Origin of the sequence: Roseovarius sp. (assembly GCF_048262375.1) — a bacterium.
GTDB lineage: Bacteria > Pseudomonadota > Alphaproteobacteria > Rhodobacterales > Rhodobacteraceae > Roseovarius.
On the sequence record NZ_JBLXFE010000024.1, the window covers coordinates 1 to 24,036 of the forward strand.

General features: G+C 64.2%; 13 protein-coding genes and 1 pseudogene. 2 read left to right on the top strand and 12 right to left on the bottom strand.

Annotated features, from left to right (window positions below; genetic code table 11):
• Positions 1-75 precede the first annotated feature (75 nt).
• Positions 76-741: pseudogene (locus ACN0SW_RS17530) on the bottom strand (recombinase family protein); the annotation flags it as partial.
• 120 nt (positions 742-861) lie between these two features.
• Here ACN0SW_RS17530 and ACN0SW_RS17535 point away from each other — a divergent pair.
• Positions 862-1,233: an XRE family transcriptional regulator gene (locus ACN0SW_RS17535; RefSeq protein ID WP_417729224.1), complete on the top strand. Its 372-nt coding sequence runs from the start codon at positions 862-864 to the stop codon at positions 1,231-1,233.
• A gap of 575 nt (positions 1,234-1,808) precedes the next feature.
• Positions 1,809-2,507 (top strand): DUF4236 domain-containing protein, encoded by a 699-nt coding sequence (locus ACN0SW_RS17540; RefSeq protein ID WP_417729225.1) that lies wholly within the window; start codon positions 1,809-1,811, stop codon positions 2,505-2,507.
• On the opposite strand, the gene ACN0SW_RS17545 is transcribed toward ACN0SW_RS17540, so the two are convergent.
• Genes ACN0SW_RS17545 through ACN0SW_RS17595 form a run of 11 tightly spaced genes read right to left on the bottom strand, consistent with a single transcriptional unit; the run spans position 2,504 to position 24,031 of the window.
• Positions 2,504-3,460, bottom strand: coding sequence for a hypothetical protein (locus ACN0SW_RS17545; protein ID WP_417729226.1), 957 nt, complete (start codon positions 3,458-3,460; stop codon positions 2,504-2,506). The genes ACN0SW_RS17540 and ACN0SW_RS17545 overlap by 4 nt on opposite strands.
• Positions 3,457-11,889, bottom strand: a complete 8,433-nt coding sequence (locus tag ACN0SW_RS17550) for a peptidoglycan-binding protein (protein WP_417729227.1) — start codon at positions 11,887-11,889, stop codon at positions 3,457-3,459. Before ACN0SW_RS17550 ends, ACN0SW_RS17545 begins: the two co-directional genes overlap by 4 nt.
• On the bottom strand, positions 11,886-12,992 hold the full coding sequence (locus ACN0SW_RS17555) for a hypothetical protein (RefSeq protein ID WP_417729228.1): 1,107 nt from the start codon (positions 12,990-12,992) through the stop codon (positions 11,886-11,888). Before ACN0SW_RS17555 ends, ACN0SW_RS17550 begins: the two co-directional genes overlap by 4 nt.
• Positions 12,989-13,477, bottom strand: coding sequence for a hypothetical protein (locus ACN0SW_RS17560; protein ID WP_417729229.1), 489 nt, complete (start codon positions 13,475-13,477; stop codon positions 12,989-12,991). The genes ACN0SW_RS17555 and ACN0SW_RS17560 overlap by 4 nt, the downstream gene beginning before the upstream one ends.
• Complete coding sequence (locus tag ACN0SW_RS17565) at positions 13,474-15,564, bottom strand: hypothetical protein (RefSeq protein WP_417729230.1); 2,091 nt, start codon at positions 15,562-15,564, stop codon at positions 13,474-13,476. Before ACN0SW_RS17565 ends, ACN0SW_RS17560 begins: the two co-directional genes overlap by 4 nt.
• A complete protein-coding gene (locus ACN0SW_RS17570; RefSeq protein WP_417729231.1) occupies positions 15,554-17,170 on the bottom strand; it encodes a hypothetical protein in 1,617 nt (538 codons plus the stop codon). Before ACN0SW_RS17570 ends, ACN0SW_RS17565 begins: the two co-directional genes overlap by 11 nt.
• A 2-nt stretch (positions 17,171-17,172) precedes the next feature.
• Positions 17,173-18,258 (bottom strand): AAA family ATPase, encoded by a 1,086-nt coding sequence (locus ACN0SW_RS17575; RefSeq protein WP_417729232.1) that lies wholly within the window; start codon positions 18,256-18,258, stop codon positions 17,173-17,175.
• On the bottom strand, positions 18,215-18,916 hold the full coding sequence (locus ACN0SW_RS17580) for a hypothetical protein (protein WP_417729233.1): 702 nt from the start codon (positions 18,914-18,916) through the stop codon (positions 18,215-18,217). The genes ACN0SW_RS17575 and ACN0SW_RS17580 overlap by 44 nt, the downstream gene beginning before the upstream one ends.
• 33 nt (positions 18,917-18,949) lie before the next feature.
• Positions 18,950-21,481: a VWA domain-containing protein gene (locus tag ACN0SW_RS17585; RefSeq protein ID WP_417729234.1), complete on the bottom strand. Its 2,532-nt coding sequence runs from the start codon at positions 21,479-21,481 to the stop codon at positions 18,950-18,952.
• Positions 21,471-23,066, bottom strand: coding sequence for a hypothetical protein (locus ACN0SW_RS17590; protein ID WP_417729235.1), 1,596 nt, complete (start codon positions 23,064-23,066; stop codon positions 21,471-21,473). Before ACN0SW_RS17590 ends, ACN0SW_RS17585 begins: the two co-directional genes overlap by 11 nt.
• A complete protein-coding gene (locus ACN0SW_RS17595; protein ID WP_417729236.1) occupies positions 23,063-24,031 on the bottom strand; it encodes a DUF58 domain-containing protein in 969 nt (322 codons plus the stop codon). The genes ACN0SW_RS17590 and ACN0SW_RS17595 overlap by 4 nt, the downstream gene beginning before the upstream one ends.
• Positions 24,032-24,036: the final 5 nt, after the last annotated feature.

The following is a 24,036-nucleotide window of genomic DNA, read 5'->3' on the forward strand; positions in this document are numbered from 1 at the left end:
TTTGCCATTTTGCTTTTTGTCATAACCATCATCCTTACTTAAGTTGATGGTCTCCGACAAACTCGGGGCGATTCACACCGTCTGAACGTCTTCTTCCGGACCCGGCACCAGAATGACGCGGTCGGTCTGCAAACTCTTTTGTTCGCCGCGCTTCAGCTCCGCCTTCACCTCGCCGCGTTCGTCAAGCAGGACACGGCGCAAGCCGAAACCCGCGAGACCACCTTGGCGATAGCCAAGTTCGATCAGGCGGCATTGGCCCGCAAAGACCTTAACCGAGAGCTCCCGGCTATACTCTCCCGCCATGGCGCGCTTGACGCTTTTGACGATGGTCGACGTGGGCGAGCCATCGTTTTCGAATTGCTCCGCACAATACTCGACCTGCATGCCGCCCCTTCGGCAGCGATATTCGTAATAGGCCGACTCGTCTGCGTCCTGAAACCGTCCCCAGCGGGTCACATCATAGACAAGGATTACGTTGAAATCGGCGGCGCCGGATTCAACGTCAGCGATCATCTGTTGCAGCGCGGCGCGCCCACCGATAACCAGCCCGCTTTTGGCGTCATCTGAATAGGTCTTAATTATTTCAATGCCGCGGTGTTCGGAATATTCGCGAATGGTCTTGGCCTGGTTCTGGGTCGAGTATTTCTGATGCTCGGTTGACATCCGGACATACTCTGCAGCGCGTCGCGTTGGAGGAAGGCTGGTCGGTGCGTTCGGTAAAGGCAGTTTTGCAGCGGCCATCCCCGTCTCCCGATTGAACCATACTGGCATCTCCACCGGAATGGACCTGTGTTATTGTCCTTAGCGCAAAAAGGAATCTGCCGCGTTCATGTCTTCTGCACAGATTTACAGGAGGATCACATGGCGTTGCGAAGGAAGATGGGCACATATGTGCCGAAAATGGGCACAACTGTGCACCTGGCGACGGATAAGACCTGCTATCGCAAGGCCATCGCCGCAGCGTTGCACGATGAGCTTGGCACGACGCACCAAGCCATTAAGGCGGCGATGCGCTGGACGGGCGCGAGCGAGCGGACCGTGAAGTACTGGCTTTCCGGGGAACGGGGGCCAAGCGGCGGGCATCTGATCCTGTTGGCTCTGCATTCCGATGCGGTGCTGGTGACGATCCTGACCATGGCCGAGCGGCTGTCCGACCAGCGGCACAGATGTGCTGGTTGTCCTGAGCGCATGCTGGTGTTGCAAAACCTGGAACAGAAGGTCTCAACGTCATAGGAATTCTGACATCCAGAGATCCGCCTCGGTAGCGCTTGACCCAGCCTAACCGACGTACCTGTGATCGTTCTGGATCATCTTTCCGCATCAGCCCTATTTAGCGCGGGCTTCCACCGTCTTGACGCGGTTGAGTGCGGGTTTGACTACTAAGGCTACTGGATTCGAACGCAGTTGTGGTTCTTTTGTTGACCTATTGTTGAGCTGGAATGCGGGCATGCAAAAGCCGCCCCTGAGGGTGGCCGTTAGCATCTGATATGTTTATGAATTTTGGTTGCGGGAGGGCGCTACCGTCGTAACCTACCGTTGCTAAGTTGCTTCGTTTGATTTGCCTCTTGGAGGAGCCCAGCCCTCTGATCCGAGCCGTTCAGGTGTAGAATCCAATCCCATCTCTTTCTGTTGACTTGGTTGTGGTCAAGGCCTGCTGAGTAGATCCGTTGCGGAGCTAAAGCGAGGCAGGCCGGGTGATACTGTTGAGGTTGGCAGCCCTTGCGCGAAGCAACAAAAGTCTTGCTTCGGACGCGGCCTCGTTCATCGTGCAGCATAAGGGAATCGATCTGAGCCGCAGGAGAAATAGTTTGGGCATACAGTTCCGCAGAAGCCTTCGGATCGCGCCAGGTATACGGCTGAACCTGTCGCGCTCGGGCATCAGCACCAGTATAGGGCAGCGCGGTGCCAGCGTGACCCTATCGCGGCGCGGAACATATGCGAATGTCGGACTGCCCGGCACCGGCCTGTCTTGGCGGGGTCGGATCAATGGTGGCAAAGGGCGGAGTGGCAAGATCGCCGGGCGCGTGGTTGCCCCCAGTGAACCAAATCCGACCGTCAAGACCGCCCAAGCTGAAACGACCGGTCAAACCGCCTTGCATGCAGCTTTGGTCAAGGCGCATCTGCGGCGACCGTTTACGGATGCACTCGCCGTTTCGGTTGCGGATCCAGATGCCCCTCTGTCTCAAGACAACCTTCTACTTGAGGGTCAGATCGGGCGCAGGCGTTTTCTGGGTTCGATGTTGATACTCTTGGGCCTGATTTTCTCGTTGGTCTGGCTGCAGGACGCATTCCCGAGAAACGTGTCGGAAGATGTCTTTTTTATGGGCGCGCTGGTCATCGGCGCGGTCGCGTCTGCCGCCATCGCTCTGCGCAGCCGCGCAGCAGGTGTTGCGCCTTGGGTTACCTTCCTTGGGATAGGCATCGCCGCCTACCTCGCACCTTGGGGGCTTGCTTTAATCTTGGGTGCTCTCATGCTGGTGCCCGGCAGGGAAAAGGCGGCCCCCTAGGCGAGCATCTTGAAAGTGAACGTCTCGGGTATGTAACCTTCCGCCGCGCTCCGCACCAACCGGACGATATCGAAACCCCAGAGGGAAGAGTCGACGGTCACACCGGCCGTTACAGGCTGATCGCCCTCCGTACAAAACCGAAACTGCAGCGGGACACGAAGGCCGCCCGTAGCAGCCTCCACCGCAGTTGCCATCGCCAAGAGATGACCCCAAGCTCCCAACCGGCGCCGCTCAATGGCGTCTCCCGGCGAAAGCCGTGCTGTGCCAACTGGACCGGAAAGCGCGCCGAAGGACAGCTCGCTCGCCCCCCAAAGCAGGTCAGGGTTGCCCTTCTGGTGCCACGACAGCAACGGAGCATTCGCCCCATCCCACTGCAGGGAAAGAGCCATGTCAGCGGGGCGGGGTATCGCCGACAGATGGCGGATCAGACGACCGGCAAGGCCGCCATCGGGATCGGGATCGCGTTCGTTCCCGGTCCAAGTGTCTACACGACCAAGGTAGTCAGAGAGGGCCTTGGAACCCGCCAATCTCTGACGCCGGCGCGCATCTGAAAGGCCTAAGGCACCGCCTGGCCAGTCCAGTTGGGGCTCGTCCGCCGGCGTGGGCTTTGCACGGGCAGGCAGTGCCGGAACCGAGGAGTCCAGATGTGCCATTATGCCAACGAGCAACTCGGCCGCAAGGGCCTTGGTGGCATCCTGCGCCCAGACCCAATCTTGCTCGTGATCCGTTGCAATTCCTGGCCCGTCACCCCGGAAACAGACCTCTGCTACGATGGTGCCATCCGGCTTCTCGACCTGCACAGACTTTTTGGGCAACGCGCGAACCCAGGTTGCCTCTCCCACTTGCCACCAAGTTCCGGTGTTCGCCTCCGACGGCGGGGCCAGTCGCGCGGGGGCATTCGCGGGCAAGGTCACGGCGAACATGGCCCTTCTAAGGTCCTCGTATCCGGTCATCTTGTTTCCCCAAGCAGATCGGCCCTCTGGCGTTCCGTCACCTCTCCAGTGACTACGCGGCCGGTCTGCGTCTGCCACTTTCGCAGAGCCGCCTGGGTCATTGGGCCCGCAATGCCGTCAATTGCCCCGGTGTAGAGCCCCAAATCCTGAAGGGACTGCTGAATTTCGCGCCAGCCCGCTGGGTTGAGGTCAAGGGGTTGCATATCGTCGAGGACAAGGAGTTGCGCCGAACCGGTCGCCTCGGTCGTGGAGTTTTCAGAGACACGCGCGGGTTTTGGAGACGGGAGCGTTGCAGCCGTCGGCGCAGTGGCCGGAACAGGCTTGGAAGCGTCAGGTTCAACGGGGGGATTAGCGGGCGCAAAGGGTCCAGACGGCGTCGCCATTTCTGCGTCCGCCTGGCCCGACCCGACAAGGCCCAGAACCCGGTCTATATCCACCCTGTAGAGGGCATGGTCCGTTGCCACCACGACACTGCGCCCATCGGGGGCTGCAACCTGTGCCACCGGCTGCCCGGCGATTCTGTCGTCAAGCCTAAAGCTGCGCCCTCTGGGTTCGGCCACAGTCAGCCGAGACCCGTCAAGCCACACCAGGATGCGGGGACTCAGCACATCGGCGCCGATAGCGCGATACCGAGCGTGCTCCATCACGTCCAGCGGCAGTGTCCAGGCAAGCGCATCTTGCAACGATCCGCAGGGGACGAGGAGCGGCAGGTGGTCCCCGTCCGACATTGCTACCAAAGCTTCCACCCCATCGGAGGCGAGGCGATGCACGCGAAGAACACGTGCGTCCTCGGGCAGGCGCGCGGACAGGTCGGCCAAGGCCGAGCAGACAGCGACATCACCGCCCGTCAACGGCATTGCCCCGGAAGGGCCAAGTGCCACCGGGTTCCCGGTGATGTCCGACGCCAGAAAACCGGGATCGGTGCTCGCATAGGTTCCCTCTGGTCCCCGCGGTCCGATCACAACCACCCCTGCCCTCGTCGGCGCGAGGATGCGGCCCCGGCCGTCGTACAACGGCGCTCCGGTCACGAACAGATCGCCGAATCGACCCCCGGCAAGATTCCGTTGCAGCGGTAAGTCATTCAGCGCGACACCCTCTGCAGTCGCACCGCCAGGCCCAGTGTGCCAAGTATAAGTCGCATCAGTTCCCCGCACATCCCGGCAGCCAGCGGCCCTAGCCACCCCGCCAGATGGGTCCACAATCACAGCATTCTCCCCCTGAACGCATAGGTGTGGCGTCCCGCCCAAGAGATCCGAATGCAACGAGACTACAGTCTCGGCCCCGGCTCCCGGCGGGGGGCGTCGCACCGCAGTCAATGAGAGATCGCGGCGAGGGCTGCGCCACCAGCCCGCGCCTTGGGTCACAATCTCAACGTGATCTGTATAGGGCGCGGCCAGACCCGCGTAATCATCCAATGAAAGGCGCCCGGTATCTAGCGATACCGCTTCGTCACGGAAGGCAATAGACAGCGCTTCCGCACCATCGGCAGCGACGCGCCGCGTCCAGACCCAGTCGTCGTTCTGAACCTGCACCCGGTCCGCACCGATGTCCGAAAGCGCAGGCGCAAAGACACCGGCATCAGCCGCCGCCGACGGATCGCCGCGCCAGACGCGGCCATCCTCACACAGAATGTCAACCGGATCGCCCACAACACGTTGCACGGCCTGCACCGATCCATCCCGCGCTTCGATGCGGACCGGGCCGCACTCCGAAAATGCGCCGCGGTCGACGGGAGTGCGAAGGATCACCGTCTCAGGGTCGAGTCTTCGGTCCGAGAACGACCAGTCCAGTACGCCGACAGGCGTCATCAACTGCAGAGTGGCGCCAGTCCCCGCAATACCAACGACACGATCGACGGCAGGCCGGTCCGCATCCCAAGGCACTTCGCGCCAAACATCGTCCAGCCCCCGCACTTCCAGCACCGCGCCGGTCCCGTCGAGACGAAGCCGAAGGCGCGCGGCCTCCCACGGAACATCCCGCCGTGCCCGCTGCATGATCGCCTCTGCCTCGTTTTCGGGCTGCCAGGACTGGCCTACGAGCCGCCAAGCGCCGCCGGGTCCCGCCGCGACAAAACCGGGTGCGAGGAGCGCACCCTGTCCCAACTCTACCCGACCGCTTTGACACAGGAATTCCTCCACGCCCGGCAGGGCCTGCAAATGCCCGGGAAGTCCTATCGGCGCACTGGCCACGATGTCGGCATTGGCCCAAAGCTCGGCCACCGCACCTGTGCATCCGGCGACCCGTCGCAGCCGGTCGTGCGACCAGTATCCGTCGGCACCCAAGCGGACGGGTTCGATGGGTTGTTCAAGGTGGTCCAGATAGTTACCGGCAATCTCTGTATCGGTCTTGTGCCACCTCCACAGGGGATCGGACGGTACTGCCCGTTCGGTCAAATTCCCCGGCGTACCGCAAGGTGCGAGGGTGCCATCGGGCGATGACAGATCAAAGCAGGCCGCACCTGCGGTCGCCAGCAACCGGGCGGAATCGGCGGCGGGCCTTCCGACGCGGTCGAAGGCAAGGGGTGGGGTGCCCGGTGCAACCCCGCTGTAGAGGTCGCCCGCAACTGCACCCTGTCCAGACCAGACGAGCTGCCGGAGCCCGATGTCCGTGGCCAACAATATGCGGTCCCCTTCGACGCTGAAACCGCGCACCCGGTCGAAGGGCATGTTCTGCCTTGCTTCCCAAGCGAAACCCACATGACGCTGGCCCCCGCCAATATCCTCGATGCGCACCGATGGTTCCGCCCTACCCTGTCGGAAGGCGAGGCGCAGGTCGCCGCTGTCCACCGCCAACCGGAAGGTCCATGGGTCCTCACCCGGAGCCGCCGTGCGCCAGGCCCGCGCTCCGCTGTCCCAGACCCGCCACCCCTGCGCCGTCTCAGCCCAGAGAACGGATTGCCCTGGCACAACTTCACGCGCATCTAGGCTGGCGGCCCCTGGATCGGGGGCGATCGGCGGCGGCAAGGATGCCAGCGCGCTCAGACTTGCTGCCTCGTGCGTGCCAGTGCCGGTCAGGGCGAGGAGCCGACGTTTGTCGGCGGCCAGTGCAAGCAGCCGTTCACCATCGAAGTCCAGTCCCTGCCGAGCAGCGGTATGGGCGTCGTCGGGTGTCATAGGAACGATCTCGATCGTGCCTGATCGCCGCTCCCACCTCCTCCCGTTGCCTTCGGCCAGCAGCCGGTCGTGCCAGGGGCGCACGCTGGGCATCCATCCCTGCGCGGTGCGCCGCAACCATCCGCCCGGCCCGCGCGCCAAGGCCGCGGATCCCTCGGTGTCGACTGACGTGGCACCGGCCGGAAGCGCGATCCCTGCACCAAGGCCTCCCGCCGACACCAGCCCGAGCGGCGTCAGCAGCCATGCATCGCCGCTTTCGGCCGTCACACCTTCGCGTTGATCCAGCTCAAAGCCCCGCGCCGCCATCGCGGGCACATCCTGCGCCCCGACGGAATAGGTCGCTTCCAGCCGCCCGCCACGCAGTGTCTCTGTGACACGGAGCGCTCCCAGCGCGACCGTCTCCTGCCCTGTGTCGCTGACGCTTGCACCGGTCCTCGCGTCGACGCCATCCCTGGCAAACAGGACCCGCCCCCCGGCAAGATCCTGCGGCAGATCAGACAGAGCGATGCGCAGGGGCAAAACCTCGGCTCGGATACGCACGCGCCATTGGCCATGCGGGTTCAACAGCGCGAAGGCGTCTCCACCCAAATAGGCCGTCCGGCCGGGAATATCCGGCAGAAACCGCCCGTCCTGGATCGCCTGCTCTGGGGGCAGACCGGGGGCATCGCCGAACCGCACCGTCCCCGTCGCCCGATCCCAAGCGAGCCAGCCCAGATCGAAGGCCGCAATGGGGCCCGGTCTGCCGCCAGCGAAAGACTGCGCTCCCGCAGCGCCACGGTTTACGGTCAACCGACCACCCATGCCGCCCAACCGGGGCGGGGCAAGATACGGGCGGCCGTCGATGTCGGAGATGTCGCCACGGATGGTGTCCAAGACGTGCGTGTTGGCGGGGATTGAGGGCGACCAGTCCGATTGCCGCGCCTCGTGGAGCATCACTGCAGTCATCGTATGGCTGGCACGGGTCGTCAGCACGGTAGCCCCGCCCAGGCGTTCGTTGACCTGCAGCAAACGCTCGTCAGCGGCCAGCGACAACCCAGTGTCGAGCACCTTTGGACAGGGGAGTGGAGCGGGCTCTGGTACGGAATTGGGCTCGGCTTCGGAAGTTTCTGCTGCTGATGCATCAGGATTGGCGCTTACAGACGCCGGTTCCGCATCACCGAGGGGCGTTTCCAAAATCGCAGCCGACGCGGATTCGGTTGTTCCTGTCTCGTCTATTGCGGCCTCCTCTTTTGGTGCAGCCGTTTCAGGCACCGAAAGATCTCCATCTGTAGCCTCCGAAGCATCCATCTTGAGATTGGGGGCCCCGTCTGCAGGGTCAATCGTGGGGTCGGGCGGTTGGCACAGACCAACCCAGTGGATGCGCATCTGCCCGTCCCCGTGTTGCGCCCAGACCGCGCCGGGACTGGCAAGCTCGACGCCGTCTGGTGTTGGCCCTTGGGCGACGGCAAGGACATCGTCCAACAACACAACCTCGGACAGAACGGCATCCGATGGTCCGTGACGCCGCAACTGTCCATCCGGCCCAATACCGTGGATGGAGCCGTCCAAGCCAACCGTGGCGGCACGAAGCGGCAGGTCGCCCGCCCGCAGGGTCTGGGGCACACCTCCTTCAGCCAAGAGGATCAGGCCATTGGCTGTGATGGCCGCAATACCGTCCCTGCTTTCGCGCAGGTCAAGCACCCCGCCGAGCAAACGGTCGGGCGCATCGGAGTCGGTGAACCGCCACAGGTCGCCACCCTGCCCGGTCCAGAGAAAGACCAACCCCCGCGCAGCGACGAAGCGCGACGTGGCGTTCGTGCCTGGAACCGACGTGCGCCCGGAGACGCGCCGCGTGTTGTCGATCCGGAGCACCCCCTCCTTGGTCGCCACCAGCACGTCCCCCCCAGGCAGCGTCGCGGCGGCGATCAGGTTGCCCGGGTCCATCGGTTCGGGGGCACCCGTCACAGGCTGGCACCCGGTCGGAGCAGTCTGCCCGTTGGCGACCTCGCAACGATGTAGGATCAGCGCCCGGTCGATCCGCCACAGCGCGTCACCCGAAATTTGCCAGTCGCGGTCATCGCCGGGCGCGTAAGCGAAAGACACCTGCGCAAGGTCCGCTGTGCCCGTATGCGTTGCAGTAATACCCAGAACGAAAAGGCGCTCCGGCGCATCGGCGGGGCCGTCGCTCAGCACGAGCGCGCCCGTGCCCGCGACCTGCGCCAGTTCCCAAGCCCTGACCGCGCTGGGCAACCGCATCGTCGCCCGGGCTCTGAAATCACCCTTGTCGAACAGTTCCAGCACACGCTCGCCAAGGATCGCGACATAGCCATCGCCCTGCACCATGTCGCGGATTCGGGCGGGGTCCTGACCCGGACGGGGCATCAAGGGCCCCAGCAGGTGGCGCAGGGTGATCGGACCGGCCATGGCCTCGCCCCCGTATCCCTGCCCCGCCTCATCCCAGATCGTGACGTTTGTGATTGCCCCGTCGGTCTGGAGGTCCATCGCGGCAACCGTCGCAGGCCCACCCTCGATAGCCCGCGACGACCATGTCCGATCCTGCCCGTCGTAGGTCCAAAGCCGATCTGCCGCAGCAAAGATCAATCCATCAGGCACTGCGCGTACCCGGCGGAGATCGGCCATCATCGGGGCCGTACCGATTGGCGGCAGCATCCGGCGCAAGGTTCCGCGCCATTCCTGCAGCGCGCCGTCACGCCCCAGAATCAAGAGCCTATCGGCGGCAACGTCATGCACCACTTGCAGCGCCGGTGGCAGCGGTGCCCAAGGCGCTTCGGCCACATCCGCGTCGCAACTGTCCGGTCGCGGCAGCGCCGACAACGGTAGGGCACGCCCAGTAGTGCCTTCGATCAGCACCAGATGCCCGGCGACGATCTCGATCCGGGCGGATGATGCGACGCCCCCGCCTTCCAGCCGCACCCAGCGCCGGTTCTCCGGCTCATGGATCGCAAGCGCATCCGTGGTCGCCACGAATACACGCCCGTCCGGCAGGCCACGGGCATCGACAGGTGTTCCACCCGGGGCGGTGGCACCTCGAAACAGGCATTGACGCGTTTGTCCCAGCGAAACGACATGCCGACGAATGCTCGTTTCCGCGACATACAGGAACCCGTCCGGCCCCCGCCCGGCCCAGGCGACCCGCTCACTATTCTCCGAAACCTGCTGTTCACCCAAGAACAGACGCCCATTCGAGGTCCAAAGTGGATCCCCGGCAGGAGCACCGACCAGACGAACATCCCCCGTGCCAGTGCCGAAAGACCCAATGGCCCGGCGCATATCAGGTCGATACTCGACCACCTGTCCTGCCCCGCCTAGAAAGATCGAAGATCCGGCCTGCAAGGCGTCGCTCACCTGACCGCTGCCAATGGCAATGCCTTCCGGGGCCGCGGACAGTGTCGCCCAGCCGCTGTCTTGGACGCTATAAAGGACACCGTCGCGCGCCAGGGCCAAAACTGACCCGGGCGCCACGTCAATGTCCCGCACCCCGCCAGGCGGACCCTGCCAAACCTCGGTCCAGTTCCGTTTGGTGGTGTCGTAGGCTGCAATCCCGGTTCCGTCCGAAAACAGCATAGCCCCAGCCGCAGCAGCGCCCGTCACCGGGCGGAAGCCACGCGGGGCCGGATCGCCCACACGGGCCTCAAGGGTGCCACCACCCGCCCGCAGACGCTGCGGGTCGCCTGAGGCCGTAACCAGATGCAGATCATTGCCATCCGCCTGAACAGAGTTGAGTGGCCCGAGCGCCGGGGCCGCCTCGGTGAACGAAACCGAGCGTTGGGGCCAGGCCCCGTCCACGACACCTTCCCAGACCCGCCCGGTCGCCTCATCCACCAGCCAGAGCGCACTGGCCGTGCCTAGCAGACGTGCCCCCGCCCCCGCAGACGGCGGCACCTGTTCCTGCGCCACGCTCCACCGTCGGGCGGCGGGATCGTGCAGGATCAGGTCAGCGCCCCGCCGCAACACCACGGTTCCCCCGACCGTGGCCCCAGCCGTGATCCGCGCCGGATCGCCGGGGCCAAGGTCGGCTGGAACCACAACTGCCGGTCCGGGCTGTGCCAGATCCACAACGGAGCCATTGCGCAGCAAGGCCAACACTGCATTCCCCGGACCGGGCAGTATCTGCTTAACCTTGTCGGGCACCTCAGCCTGCCATAAGACCTGCCCACCGACGACCCGCCCTATCGCAGTGCCCGCGGCGAAAAGAAGCGACCGGCCCTCGGTGCCAGCATGAAAGGCATCCACTGACCCGGCCTCAAGCACTGTCCAACTGCGCGACCGCCGGTCGTAGACATGAACGCCTGCTGCACCCAGCACCACCACCCGTCCATCCTGCAATGCAGCATGAGACAGAGCAGCGGCCGACAGGGAGGGGCTTATCTCTGTCTCACCCACGAGGCGACGCAGGTCGGTCGGGCTGCGTGCCTCGGTGATCGACAGGCAGGTGCCGCCGGTGCAGGATGTCGATTGCAAGGCAAGTAGGTTGCCGTCCGCTGCCCGCTCGAGGTCCAGCACCGCGCCCACGCCCGGAACGGTAGCACGCACATCGGGACGTCCCGGATCGATGGTCTCCAACCCACCGGAGCCTCCAAGCCAGAACCGCCCATGCGCGAAGTTCAAATGGGCGGGATCGGACACCGCGCCACCCTGCGCCACCGGCACCCAGATGCTACGGGTCTGATCGAACAGTCCCAAGCCATTTTTCCCCGCAGAGGCCAGAAGCCAGCGCCCATCATCCGAGAGGGCCCAGAGCGAGACCTCAGGAAGGTCGACCGGCAGGCCATCACGGCCGAGCCATGCGCTGTCGCTGATCACGGTCCGCCAGCCGCCGCTGCCGCGCGCCGCCAGCCCCCCGGTTTCGGTCACGGCAAAGACCGTCGCCCCTGCGGCACAAACCGCCGTGTCGGTGCAGGTCGAGGACAGGAACGCCAGTGTCCCCGCAAGCGCAGGCGCCCTTGGCAGGCTTTCCTCGGCGAAGAGTCCGGTGCGCATGTCATGGCGGTGAACAGTCCCGTCGGCTCGCGCAAGATATGCCTGAAAGCCCAACGGAACCATGTCAACGATTGGGGCTGTAAAGCTGCGATAATCACTTAGAATGCGGGGATCGTTGATCTCCTCCACTGCCTGCGGGTCGAGAAAACCGCGCGCATCTTCAATCCGTGCCAACGTCCAGCCGCCCGCACCAAAGGCAAGCGCAGCGACAGCGACGACCGCGAGCAATGCCGGGTCCACCCGCTCTCGAAGGGGCACCGCGCGCGCGCGCAATGTCGCATAACGCGCCCGCAACGAACCCGCAACATCACGTAAGCTCCAGAAGGGCTGCGTCATAACCCGCTCCCCGATAGGACATTTCGTGCTGCCTCAACCTCACCTCGCGGACGAAACAGGTGCAAGCCCGGAAAAGCCTCGGCCAGCAAAGGCGGCGCATGGTGCAGCACCGCAGCCTCGGCCCTCGCAGCCCAGTATTCAAAGGCGCAAAGCGCCTCGGCCTCAGCCAATCGCGCGACACGAGCACCATCAATCCCCACCCGAAGTCGCGCCCAGATATCGAACCAGACCAGCGCGGTTTTGTCACCTCCTGTTGCCAGAAATGAAGCAATTCGAATTGTCTGGCAGGCCAGTGCTTCGGGCGGCACATCTGCGGTTTCAAGCTCTATCGAGGCCTGCAAGACGGAGGAAAGGTCCATCGGAAAAGTCGAAGGAGCCATCAGATCAACCCAGAACGGCACCTCCTGAGGCATCAGCGCCGCAGCGGCGCGGCGGAGCGGCTCCGCCGCGTCGTCGCGGGCGCCGGGTTTCACCGAGGCCAACCCAAGGATATCCACCACCGCGACAAGATCCCTTGGCGTCTTCAGTCCGAAAGCCACCTGAAGCCGTTGCATGTCGCACAGCCTGCGAAAGTCTGCCACATCGGGTTGGGCCACCCCGGGTCCGGTGCAGCGATACAGCGCATCGTCCCGCAGGTCGCGCAGAACCTGTTCCGCCATCCCCGCCCTTAGGCCCACCGCACGCAGCAGGCGGTGCATGGCCAGAACCGCTTCAGGAACCGATCGCAACAACACATTCAGAACCCCTACCTGTGTCCGCCGCAGCGGTGAAGCGATGCCGAGGAATTCAATCAACACCAGCGTCAACAGGCCGACCAGGATTGCCATCCAGATTAAAGCGTCGGGAAAGATCGCGGTCCAGACCCGCCCGTAAAGCGGCAGCCAGAGTTCATCGTGGATCAGGTAAAGCGCCCGGCCCGGTCCTTCGGGCGACAGCATCTCCCCCCGCAGGACGAGAACCAGCGCCGCCATGAGTGCCGCCAGTGACAGGATCACCGCATAGCGTAAGATCCAGTTCCGACGGCGCGACGGCGGAGAAAGCCCGGCCCTGAGCAGACTGGACCGACCGCCACGAGAACCAAAAGCCACGTCATCCCGCCTCATGGGACGGTCCCCGTCGGGGTGGACTGCGCAGCAGGAGACGTTGCAGCAGGTGCCACGGGCGTCGGCGGTGCTGCAGGCGCTGGCGCGAGCAGGTCCGCGAAAAAGACCCCTATGGCGTCCCGATACAGAACGGCCACTGCAAGCAGCCCTCCCGCCAGGATAAGGCCGAAGATAACCCAGCCGTAAGTTTGGATGAAGACGAGCAGGACAATCCGAGCGCGGCGCCAGCGCAGCTTCCGTGCCAGTCGGTCAAGGGCTTGAGTAGCCTGCCGGTGCTGCGACGCCGCCTCGGAAGCCGGGATCGCATGGACAAACCGCAAGGATAGCATCTTGCGAAGATCGGCCACCATACGCCCAGGGCTTTCCACCAACTCTAAGCGCTTCAGCACCGGCATTGGGTCATTGTTCGTCGCGCGGGCGCGCGACAGTGCCTCGTCGAAAGCCTCAGACGCGGAACGCTCGGGTGTGACGGGGGCCGCTGTCATCGGTATTGCAGCCTATCCAAAAGCGCGTTCAGCCTGCCGCGCTGCGCCTCTACCCGCGCCTCGGCCTCGGCCACGGCACGATCCCCGACGGCGATCTCCGCAAGAAGATCCGCCACCATGTCGTAGCGGTCCGCAACAAGCTGATCGGCAAAGCCGCCCATCTCGTCAGCGGCAGAGAGCGACGTCGACACGCGCGTCCGCATTTCGGAAATCATCGCATCCAGCTTGTCGATCCGCCCCTGTGCCTCGGTCAAATAGGCGCGACCCATCCGCATCCGCTGGGCGCTGCGGTCGATCTCGGTGGTGACGTGCCTGACAACGGTGTCGATCTCGGCCTGCACCTCGGCCTCGAACGCGGCCCAGACCTGCGACAGCCTGTCCTTCGCGTTTTCGGCACCGGCGTGCAATTCGGTCGCGACCTGACCCTCGTACAGATCCTCCGCCAGCCGGGCGAGAATCTCGCGGTCGGGAACCCGGGGGGCGCGCACGACCATGTAATCGTTGATCCATTTCAGGCTCAGGTGGACGGGTTCGAACCAGCGCCGGTCCAGAAGTTCAACATCCATGTCCGCCCCGCCCAGCGTGGCGGGAGAGAACAGGAACACCGGCTCGGCCCCCGGCGCGTCCATCACCGCCGAGGCGTCGGCGAACAAGTTGCCCAAAACTAGCCGCAGCGTCTCGCCCAACCGACCGCCAAAACTGTCGATTGCCGGAAGCAGCCGGTAACCCATAGGCGCGAAAACCAGTATACGGGCACCGTCGCGATCCATCGCGTGCGCAGCATGGGGATCCAGCCAATAGCGGATCGGATGATCCTCGGTTCGACCCCGCCAGGTGTATTCGCGCAGATAGCCCTCCATGGCGATCCGGGCCGGATCATACATGAGGAAATGCGCCGGTTCTGCTCGACCAGCAGCATGAGCGGAGGCGTAACGCAGGTCGGCGCTCTGGAACACCCCTGGCGGAAGATGGCTCAGGGCATCTACCAGCGCAGGAAGCTGCGCATCGCCGAACCGCATCAGTCGCATCTGCGGAGCCGAAAGGGCGCGGATCAATTCAATCTCGGCCTCGCGTTCGGCGATCTCCTCCCGCAGCACTTCCACATCCCGTTCTAGTGCTGTGCGGTCCGCGATATCATCCAGCATCACACGGTAACCAAGCGGGAACCGCGCGTCGGCGATCCGCGCCTGCAACGCCCGGCGAGCCTCTTCCGACGCCATGACCTCAAGCCGTTCCATACGAAGCGCGGTTTGTGGGATCACCTCGGACACCGGAGCAGCTGTTTCTGCAGCGTCAAATTCTGCGGGCAGCGCGGCCCACAAGATATCGCCGGAAGGCTCACGGATTACCACGGGAGTTTCGCCGGGCTTCAACGCACCGGTAACCTGCAACCCCCCAAGCATCGCCGCCACGAGCGCCCGCCGATCGGTAGGCACGGTCAAATGGTCGGGTAGCCAGACGAACCCCGCCGATGTCTCGACTGAAACGAGCACCGGCAGCGTGTCGGACAGTCCGGCGCGCAATCCATCAAGCGTCGCACCTGAATTTGACGAGTCATCGACAAACGCAAGAATCAGGTCGCGCCCGCCTTTTCCCGTAAAGACCGACAGCGCCGGATAACGCGTACGCTGGATCACTTCCGATACCAGCGCAGCCAGCGCAACGGCCTCTCCCACAAACGCGACCAGTCGTGCGCCGCCGTCTGTCATCAGGCACCCGGGCTCGGCGGCCTGTAAGATGCCCGTGACCAGCGCCCCCGCCAGATCGCTCATCGGCACGACATCTACCGACTGCGGTGCAATGCGCGACAGATCCTGCGCCCGCTTGAACTCTGTTTCGAGGATGCTTCCGATGCGTAACCGCAGATCGATCACTCGTTCCTGAGGGGCGTGGGGCGGCGCGTTCCAGTGCGGCAGGAAAGGCCGCATCGACAGGGTGGCCCGATCGACATGAAACAAAAGGCCGGTCGCCGCCACATCTACCCCATGGGGAGAAAGCGCCGCCAGAAAGGCAGGAACCTCAGCCGCCGCGATAGCAGGCAAGACAAAGCCTTGCCTAAACCCACCCTGTTCCCCGTTATCCTGCATCGATTGCCCCCAGCACCGCCAGGGTCAGCGCTGCTGACAGCGTCCCAAGCACCCGGTTTACAGCGTCCACCGCTGGCGCGTCGGAGTCTAGCATCACCTCGACCGTGCCGCCTGGTATCAGATCGCCCACAACGGCAAAAGACTCGCCCGGCGCAACTTCGCGGGGGGGGAGCAGGCCGATTAGGCGGGTGTTCTCTTCCATCACCCGAGCTAGCGTTGCCGACAACTGCCCGCGCACCCCTCTCCAATCATTGCCCGCGCGCACGGCAAGCTCGGAGCCCGGCGGCAGGACAATAATGACGGCCCGTCGGGCATAATCCGAAGGACGATGGGCGATATCCGAGCCTGGTCCCAACCGCCCAGTGTCGATGCGGTGGCGGACCTGCAACCGCCGCAAGCCTACTCGCGTCAGATCAAGCAGCGTGTCCTCAACTCCATCGGCATCAGTCGGCAAAGGATCGGTCGCCGCGGTGGTATCTAGGAAACCTGGCATGAGCCCTGACCGGAACAGGCGCGCCGCTCGAAGCGATCCTTGCAGAAGAATGGGATCGAGCCCCACCGAAGCCTCGGCATCCTCGACCCGTAGAAGGTCCGCGGCAATGCCGGTCGCTCGCGCCTCCGACCAAACCAGATCGCTAAGAGGCAGACCCATCTGGCCCAGAAGGATCTGCAACCGGATTGCTGCGTCAGCCCAAGCTGCCTTGGCGATCGCCCCGGCTGCGCCGTCGCTGCGGCGGTCAGCGAGCCCGAGGATCAGCAAATCTCGTTTCGGCTGGCGATAGGGCGGACGGTGACGCACTATCAGGCCTTCATGCAACAGCCGGTCCACCACCAACCGCGGTGGCAGCACCAGTTCTGAGATCAGCACATCAGGAAGATCGTCCAGATTGGTTGATGTCCGGATACCAGAAACGCCGCCCTCCTTGGGCCTGTGACCAGCGCGGTTGCGCTGCGATTTCTCCCGCGCACGGATACGGCGACTGTCCAAACGGTAGGGTTCGGGAAACTTGGGCTCCGCCTCGAACAGCAACCTGCAAAGAAGCGGGTCAGCCTCGGGCGCGACGGCCTGCAGACCAAGGCGCCGCGGTGTGCGTCCAGCGCGCGATTGCGCGTCGTGCCAAGCGGCGGCCTGCAACCGCACCGCCGTCTCGATCCAGAAGCCTCGACCCATCATCTCGGGAGCAGACAAAAAACGCTGCACCGTCTCGTCGAAACGGGCCTTCCAGTCCTCGGGACGCCCCTTCTTGGGCGCTTGTGGCAAGTCGGCAACACCGGCAAGTCCCGCGCCATCGACTGCTGCCATCGCGCGCCGCAGGACCGGCTCTGCGGCCAACACAGGAAAGGCCGACACCGCGCCACGCCAAAACCGGCTGCGCCCCACCACGGAGTCTTGGCCGACAGCCTGCCCGGCAAGCCGGAAAGCCTGCCCCCAGACCGGCACATCTGCCGGGGCATCGGCGGTTTCCAGACCAGCCAATCTTGCAGCAAGACCGGGGGTCAGCACCACATGCCGCTCCGCAAACGCCGCAATCAGCGACGCCGCACGCACAGAAAGCGCTGGGTCCTTCCTTTCCGGGCCGTCGATCCACAGGCGTGGGACCGACATCCCTACCGCTCCAGTTGCGCGCGCAGCTTGCGCACGGTGCTGTCGTCCTCGGCATCAAGGCCGTAGTCCAACAACACGCCAAGGTCGGCGGCAAGGATCTGCGGAGCCGAACCCTCCCGCACCGATCGAATCAGGGCCGCCGCCAATATCACGCCCACGAACTTGACCAGCCGTCGGTTCGACATCTGCGATAGGTCCTTGCGCCGCAACTCTTCCACAATGTCTGCAAGTTGTCGAAACAGCGGGTCAGCAGTGTTGATCGTCAACTGCGCATCGCGCGTCATTCCGTCCAGCGCATCCCGGTAGGCCTGCAAGCCGTCCATCAGTGACAAGAACCGCTTACGGTCGGCCTCGGGCAGCGCAAATCCGTGGGTTTCCGTCCACGCGACCGACAGCAGGACACCCAAACGCTCAGGATCCGCGGCCGTGTTGTGCAAGCGGCTGCGCAGCAGGAAGCGATCATAGAAAGCACCAAGTCCCTCTTCCCGCGGAGCGTGATTCGAGGCAGCGAACAACAGCCGCATGGGCACCTTTCGCACTTTGCCCCGGTCATGGAACTTGCGTTCGTTCATGAAGGTCAAAAGCGCGTTCAGAATCGCGCTTGAGGCGTTGAACACCTCATCAAGAAAGACGACCTGCGCCTTTTGCATCATTCCCGTTTCCTCTCGAACGAGAACCGGATCTTTGCCGAAGACCCGCGCGAGGTCGAACTGGCCGAACAACTCGGACGGCTCAGTAAATTGTGTCAGTAAATACTCGAAATATGTCTCCTGCTTGACTTCTTCGACGCCCGCAGGATCGCCTTGTTTGAGGGCGTCGTTGTCGATCAATCCCAAAAGGTGGCAGAAACTGCGGATAATGCGGGATTTCGCCGTTCCCGGCGGACCGATCATCACCATCGGCTCGCCTGTCAGCGCGGCGAGGATCATGCAATTGACCGTGCGCTCCATGCCGTGGAAACGCGCACTCAAGGCGCTTTGCAGCGCTACGAGGGACTCGAGTGTGTCCCGGTGGCCGTCCTGCAACTTCTTCACGGCATCAACCTCAAACATGCTCGATTCCCTTTTCGCCTTCTTCAGCACCTGCACCAACCATATCGCGCGAGTCCCACTCTTCCCGATCCAAAACCTTGCACGCCTCAGTCAGCACGAGGCGATCCAACGGCCCCTCCCACCCGGGCTGATCAGCCAATCCAGCGGTGACCTTCTCAAGCCGCGCCCAGGCCTGCGGCGGAATTCCTGTGGGCCGACCGCACCATAGGATCAGCAACAGGAAACTCGTAACTGAAAGCGGGTCAAGCGCAGGACCGCCGGGAGCAAAGAACACTCGGCGCCGCAGACCACGATAGGCGGTCATCTGTGTCCCGCGCAGGAAGTCGGGCGCAGACAGCGCCGAGCGGAGAGTGGCGTCGATCCATTTCGGTGTGGTCGGGCTCGGACTTTTGTGAAGCCGCAAGACCACCTGTTCTAGGGGACCGGGACGCAGGCCCGAGGCGAGTATCCGGTGCTGCAAAGACGTAACCGGTGCGAATTCCGCGAACTGCATCGCTTGATTCATCTGCCACACCCGCCGCACGACCCCGCGCGGCGGGCGATCCTCAGACAATAGAAGGGCGGACAGGTAAGGCAAATCCACGATGGGGTTGACAGGTTCGTCCAGCGACCTTGCCAAGGAAACGGTCGCAAGCGACCGAACTTCGCCAATCGCGCCTAGCGCCAAAGATGTGGAAAAATAAGAACTTGCCATGCCCCACCATTCAAACCGAGTCTACAACGACTGTCAATTCGATCTCCTCTTGGTCCAGAGACTGGCCGCAAGCAGGAAAAGACCCAGCACAATTGCCCATGGGTGCAGCCGGTCGCGCATTGGTGGCGGAGAGGAGAGGCCGAACGTCGGCGCCTGCACCGACAGGTCTACCCCGCCGGTGCGCCGTGCGATCCGCTCCAGCGTCGCCCCGTCAATACCGAAATCGAGCGCTTCGCCATGCCCTGCGCGCGACAGCCCCGCACGCCGACCTGGAACGGAAATTGGAATGACCTGCGCAGCCCCTCCCGGTTCGATCAGGATAAGTTCGCCGTGCCCGGGATCAGCATCAAGCCGCAATGTCACTCCAGCCTCGAACCGTCCAGGGGCCCCAACGGCTCGGAACGCTAGCGGCTGGTCGCCCTGACCCTGGAGGCGCAGAAATCCCGAGAGCGACGCGGGCAGCGCCTCGGCCACGCCATCGCCCGACAGTGCAAGTACCGCGAGGGTAAGCCGGTCTCCCTCCTGCCGCACGCGGAGATCGAATCTGTCAGGACGGCTCCAGCCTAGGAGGGCGGTCAGGACCTCGGCAACGTCAGCGGCAGAGGCACTCGTCGGGAGGTCGGACAGGAACACCGCCGTTCCTGCGCTAGCCACTGCCGCGTCGCGGCGGATCGCAAGCACCGGATCAGGAGGCGGATTTGGGTGCAAGCTGATCACCTGAGCGTCGATCCGTGGATAGGCGATGGCCAGCCCCTGCAACGACAATCCTGTTAGCGGCGCACGCGCTTCTGAGGGAACTGGGCGCAACGCACCCACGCGCCAATAAGCATCGCGAAGCTCCGGATCGAAATACTCAAGCCGGATACCCGACACGCTACCCATGAGCAGGATCTCCTGCCCCCACGCAGCCACGCCTGAAGGGAAAGCTCTGCCTTCTGTCGAAACTGCGGTGGTGAAGCATTGTGGACTGATCGCGGGCGCGTCGAAACCGCCGTCCGAAATAAAGAAGAACGCACAATAGTTCGTCCGCATCGCCCCAGCAGCACGCAAGGTGCTGTTGGGGTCAGTGCCACCGCCGATCATCAGTCGGTCGACGAAGACACGCGCCTGCGCAAGCGTCGCAGCCGTGGCAGTTTGCCGGGCGAAGACTGCACCAGTGTCATCCGCAAAGGGAAGGATGGCCAACGTGTCCTGAGGGCGCAACTGGTCTATGACGGCGCGCGCCACCGCCTTGGCCAGCCCGAAAGATCCGCTCATTGAGCCCGATGTGTCGATCAGAATGACGATATCGCGGCCCGGCGGCGACTGAACGAATTCGCGCGGATCGCTGTCCACCGGAAGCACCGTAGATAACGCGCTGTCATTCCAGTCACCGATAACCTGCGGCGCTTCTGTCGTTCCGCGCAGGGGACCGTTCACGAGAAAGATCCCCGTCCGGCTCGCCACCGCCAGAAGTTTATCATCATATCCTGTTTGGAAATCGTCAGGCGACATTCCGTCGATCACAACAAGATCAAACTCTCCGGGTTCCGGTGGATTGGCAGGATCGCCCGAAACCCGCACGAAGCGAGTGGGATCAAGCTCGTCCAGCCAGCGAGCAGGGCCAAAACTTAGCACTCGGGCCGGACCACGGACAAGCGTATAGAGCACCCTTTCCTGTCCTAGATCGCCGATTCCATGATAGCGCAACCGCACGTGATGCACTCCGCGCGAAGGGAAACGCGTCGTCAGGCGTATGGGTTGCAGTGTCTCAGCATGAGGCACGTTCACCTCGGCCTCAGCAGCGCCATCTTCGATCTGCAAGACCCCTCCACCCAGCACCGTCCCACGGATAATCGCATCGTGGCCGATCTGTTGCTCGGGTCCAATATCGGCGGCCACAAGCCCTCGTGCCGGAGCGCGCGAGCCGACGGACAGAACGGACACTGCGACTCCCGCGACCGCGGCGCGGTTAAGGAGCGCATCCGGCAACTCGGGCCGGAACCGCCCGTCCGACAGCAGAAGCACCGCACCCCGACCACCCGCATCCCGAATGCGGTCCAATGCTGCACCTAGCCCGGCATCGACACGCGATCCGTCCTGCCCCGGTAAGGAGGGAAGCGCGCGGATCAACTCCGGCAACCGCTCGATGGGCAAGACGGCGCCAGTTGGAACCACGCCGTCGGCAAACCCCAGAAACTCACCTGTCCAGTCCGCCCCGGCCAGATCGCGCGCAATGTCCCCAGCACGATCCGCCAATTGATCCAGTGCGGCCCGCGCCAACGCCTCATCGCGCCAGACACTGTCGGAAAGATCGACCAGAGCCACCACATGGCCCGCCGCTGCCTGCGGGACTTCGGATCGGACCCGCACCGGCTGCCCCGCAGCAAAGGCCAGCGCCAGCGCCGAAACACCCAAACAAAAGGCCGACACCAGCCCCCGAACCCCGCCTCGACGCAGGACCGCCACGCCAATTGCGCCCGCAAAAACCAAAAGCGCAAGCCCGCTAGGCAGCCAGCCCAGCGTGCCTTCGCACTCCAAAATCCCCCCCGGAAGGGCAAGCCCCCGTAACATCTCACAAGACACTCGAACGCCTCCCCCTCAAAGCAAGAAGCCTTTCTGCTAGAAGAGCCGCCAACGCGACCAGCAACAGCAGCGGCCAGACCGGCTGGTCCGGTGCCTCTGCTGGCAGGACAGCGTAGTCGGCCGGTGGGGGCGCAGGCATGAGGGGCCGGGCGGTGTCGCTTTCCGTCCATGCCTCGGACACGATCTCGCCGCCCGGGCTCTCCCACCGGAGGGCAAGAGGCGTCTCGGCCCCACCAGACAAGTCCTGCAACGCAGAATAGAACAGCGTCAACGACAGCGCCGTGATGTCCAAATCGGCGTCACGCACGGGCTGCGGAACGATCAGGCCCGGCGGATCGGTGCGTCGCGCCAAAACCACCCCGCCTGCCGCATCAGTCAACACCTGCACAAAGCCGGGCGGCAACGGCAGAGGTATCGGCAGGGGCATCCTCCTCTCGAGGACATCAAGGTTGATCGCATCCAAAAGCTCTCGATCCTCAACAAATGCTCCAATCGCACGCGGCCCGGCACCTGCCCACCCGGGATACACCGCCAACACTGCGACATCCGGAGGTAGGTCATCCAGTCCAGCCAAGGGGGCCACAAAAAGCGTTGCACCTTCAGAGCGTTGGACACCTCGCGGCACCGGCACGCCCGGCAGCCGCCAGTCGATCGCCAAAGCATCGGGAGCGGTCAAGTCGAAGATCACCTGGTCATCCCCGCGATAGGCACCACCGACCTCAAGCCGCGCAACATGGACCCCCGCAGCGTTCGGTACCATCCGCGCGACGAACCGGCCCGGCCGGTCCAGCGAGGGCACCACCGGTGGCCGCACCTCACCTACCGGACTCTCGATCACAACCGTCGGCACAGCCGCTACTCCGAACGTGTCCACCGTCACCATAAGCGAAGCCGGTGTGCCGTCGAGCTGAGCCGACACCAGACGCACCTCACTCAGGCCTGCGTTGGGTACCGATGCGCCAACTTGGACCCAGCGCAATGGGGGCGCATCGGACGGCCAGGCGCCGGAAGGCAGAGGAAGGTCAGACAACACAGTGATATGCGTGATCGCGCAGCCTGCATCCTCCTGCTTCGCAGCCTCCATCAGGGAGAGGGCATATGCCCCTTCCGGCAGCGCTTCGACTCTATCCAGATCGGACAACGTGATCCGGCGCAACGTCCGCGCGGCCAGGATCCCCTCACCGCAATAGGGGGCGGATCCGGCCGCACCGCGGGCAACTTCAGCCTCCTCGCGGGCGGCAGCGCGGACGAGATCGAGGCGAGATACTCCCTCCGCCACAGTCGTCATGCCGTGCGACACATCCAAGACAATCCGAAGGCCGATCCGGGGATCGGACGTCGTCAGGCGCAGCTGCAGGTCAACCCAGATCGCCGCAAGAGCCAGCACCACTACCAGCAGGTGCAACCAGAACGCCGACGACCGCACAGGCAGCGTCAAAGCCAGCCGCGGCACCGGGCGCGGAGCGACGGGCAGATCAGACAGCAGGCGTGCGAAAGACAGCCGTAGATCGAGCGGCACCGGGCGTTGCAGATACCACGCCAGCGCGCCAAGCCCCGCTAGAATGGCCAGCCCCGCCGCGATCATCCCGCCCCCCCGCGTGCGGCGATCCCGCGCAAAAGCCCGCTGGTAGGGAACTCGGTTGCGAACAAAGCCCGAAGCGCCAATAACCCCCCGGAATCGGGCCATACAAGTGGAGGCTCCACTGTCAGCCCCGGCCCCGCCCAGTCATACAGACGCCCCGAGACATGCGCGCCAACGCGGTCGCGGATCGCCGCCTCCCAAGGCGCGTCCACCACGGTCGGCGCGTCGTCGAACAGCCGCCCCTCGGTCGCAGCGACGCGAATACGGCCGGCATCGCGCGCCATGGAAAGTTCCGCACCAAGGCTGTCCAGCGGCTGAACGAAGACTTGACGCCAAGACTCCTGTGACGCCCGAACAAGCCTTGCGATTGCTCCACCAGGATCCTCGAACAGAAGGTCCGACAGCAACACGACAGCACTGGCCGGACGTAGACGCCGCACAAGGGCCGCGGGTGAAACGGCAGGAACATCGGCGAGGTCCAACGCGGGCGCGGCCCACAGGTCTTCCGCGAATTGTCGGGCAAGGCCCGGAGCAGCCCCACCCCGCGCGGAGATCGGGCGATCATCGCGCGGGGAAAACAAGGTACCCAGCACAACCTCGTCACCGCTCGCCGCCGCGACCTCGGTCAACGCGCGCAAGACCCACAAAGCGGCCAGAAGTTTCGGCGCATGCTCGGGAAGGCGCATTGCTGGCCGGGTATCGACAACGATCAGAAGCGTCATACGCTCCTCTGCCTCGAAGACCCTGACCATTCTGCCCCCGTTCAGTCCCCTACGGAGTGAGGCCCGCCAGTCCACAAGGCGGATATCGTCCCCCATCTGGTAACTGCGGAACTCCCGGAATTCGAGACTTTGGCCAGCCTTGCGGCGCAGATGCTGACCGATGCCCCCGCTGGGCACCGTGCGGCGAAGGCGCAGTTGCGCCTGTCTCAGGACATCTCGACTGATGGGCGGCTCGGTTGCATCCATATCCG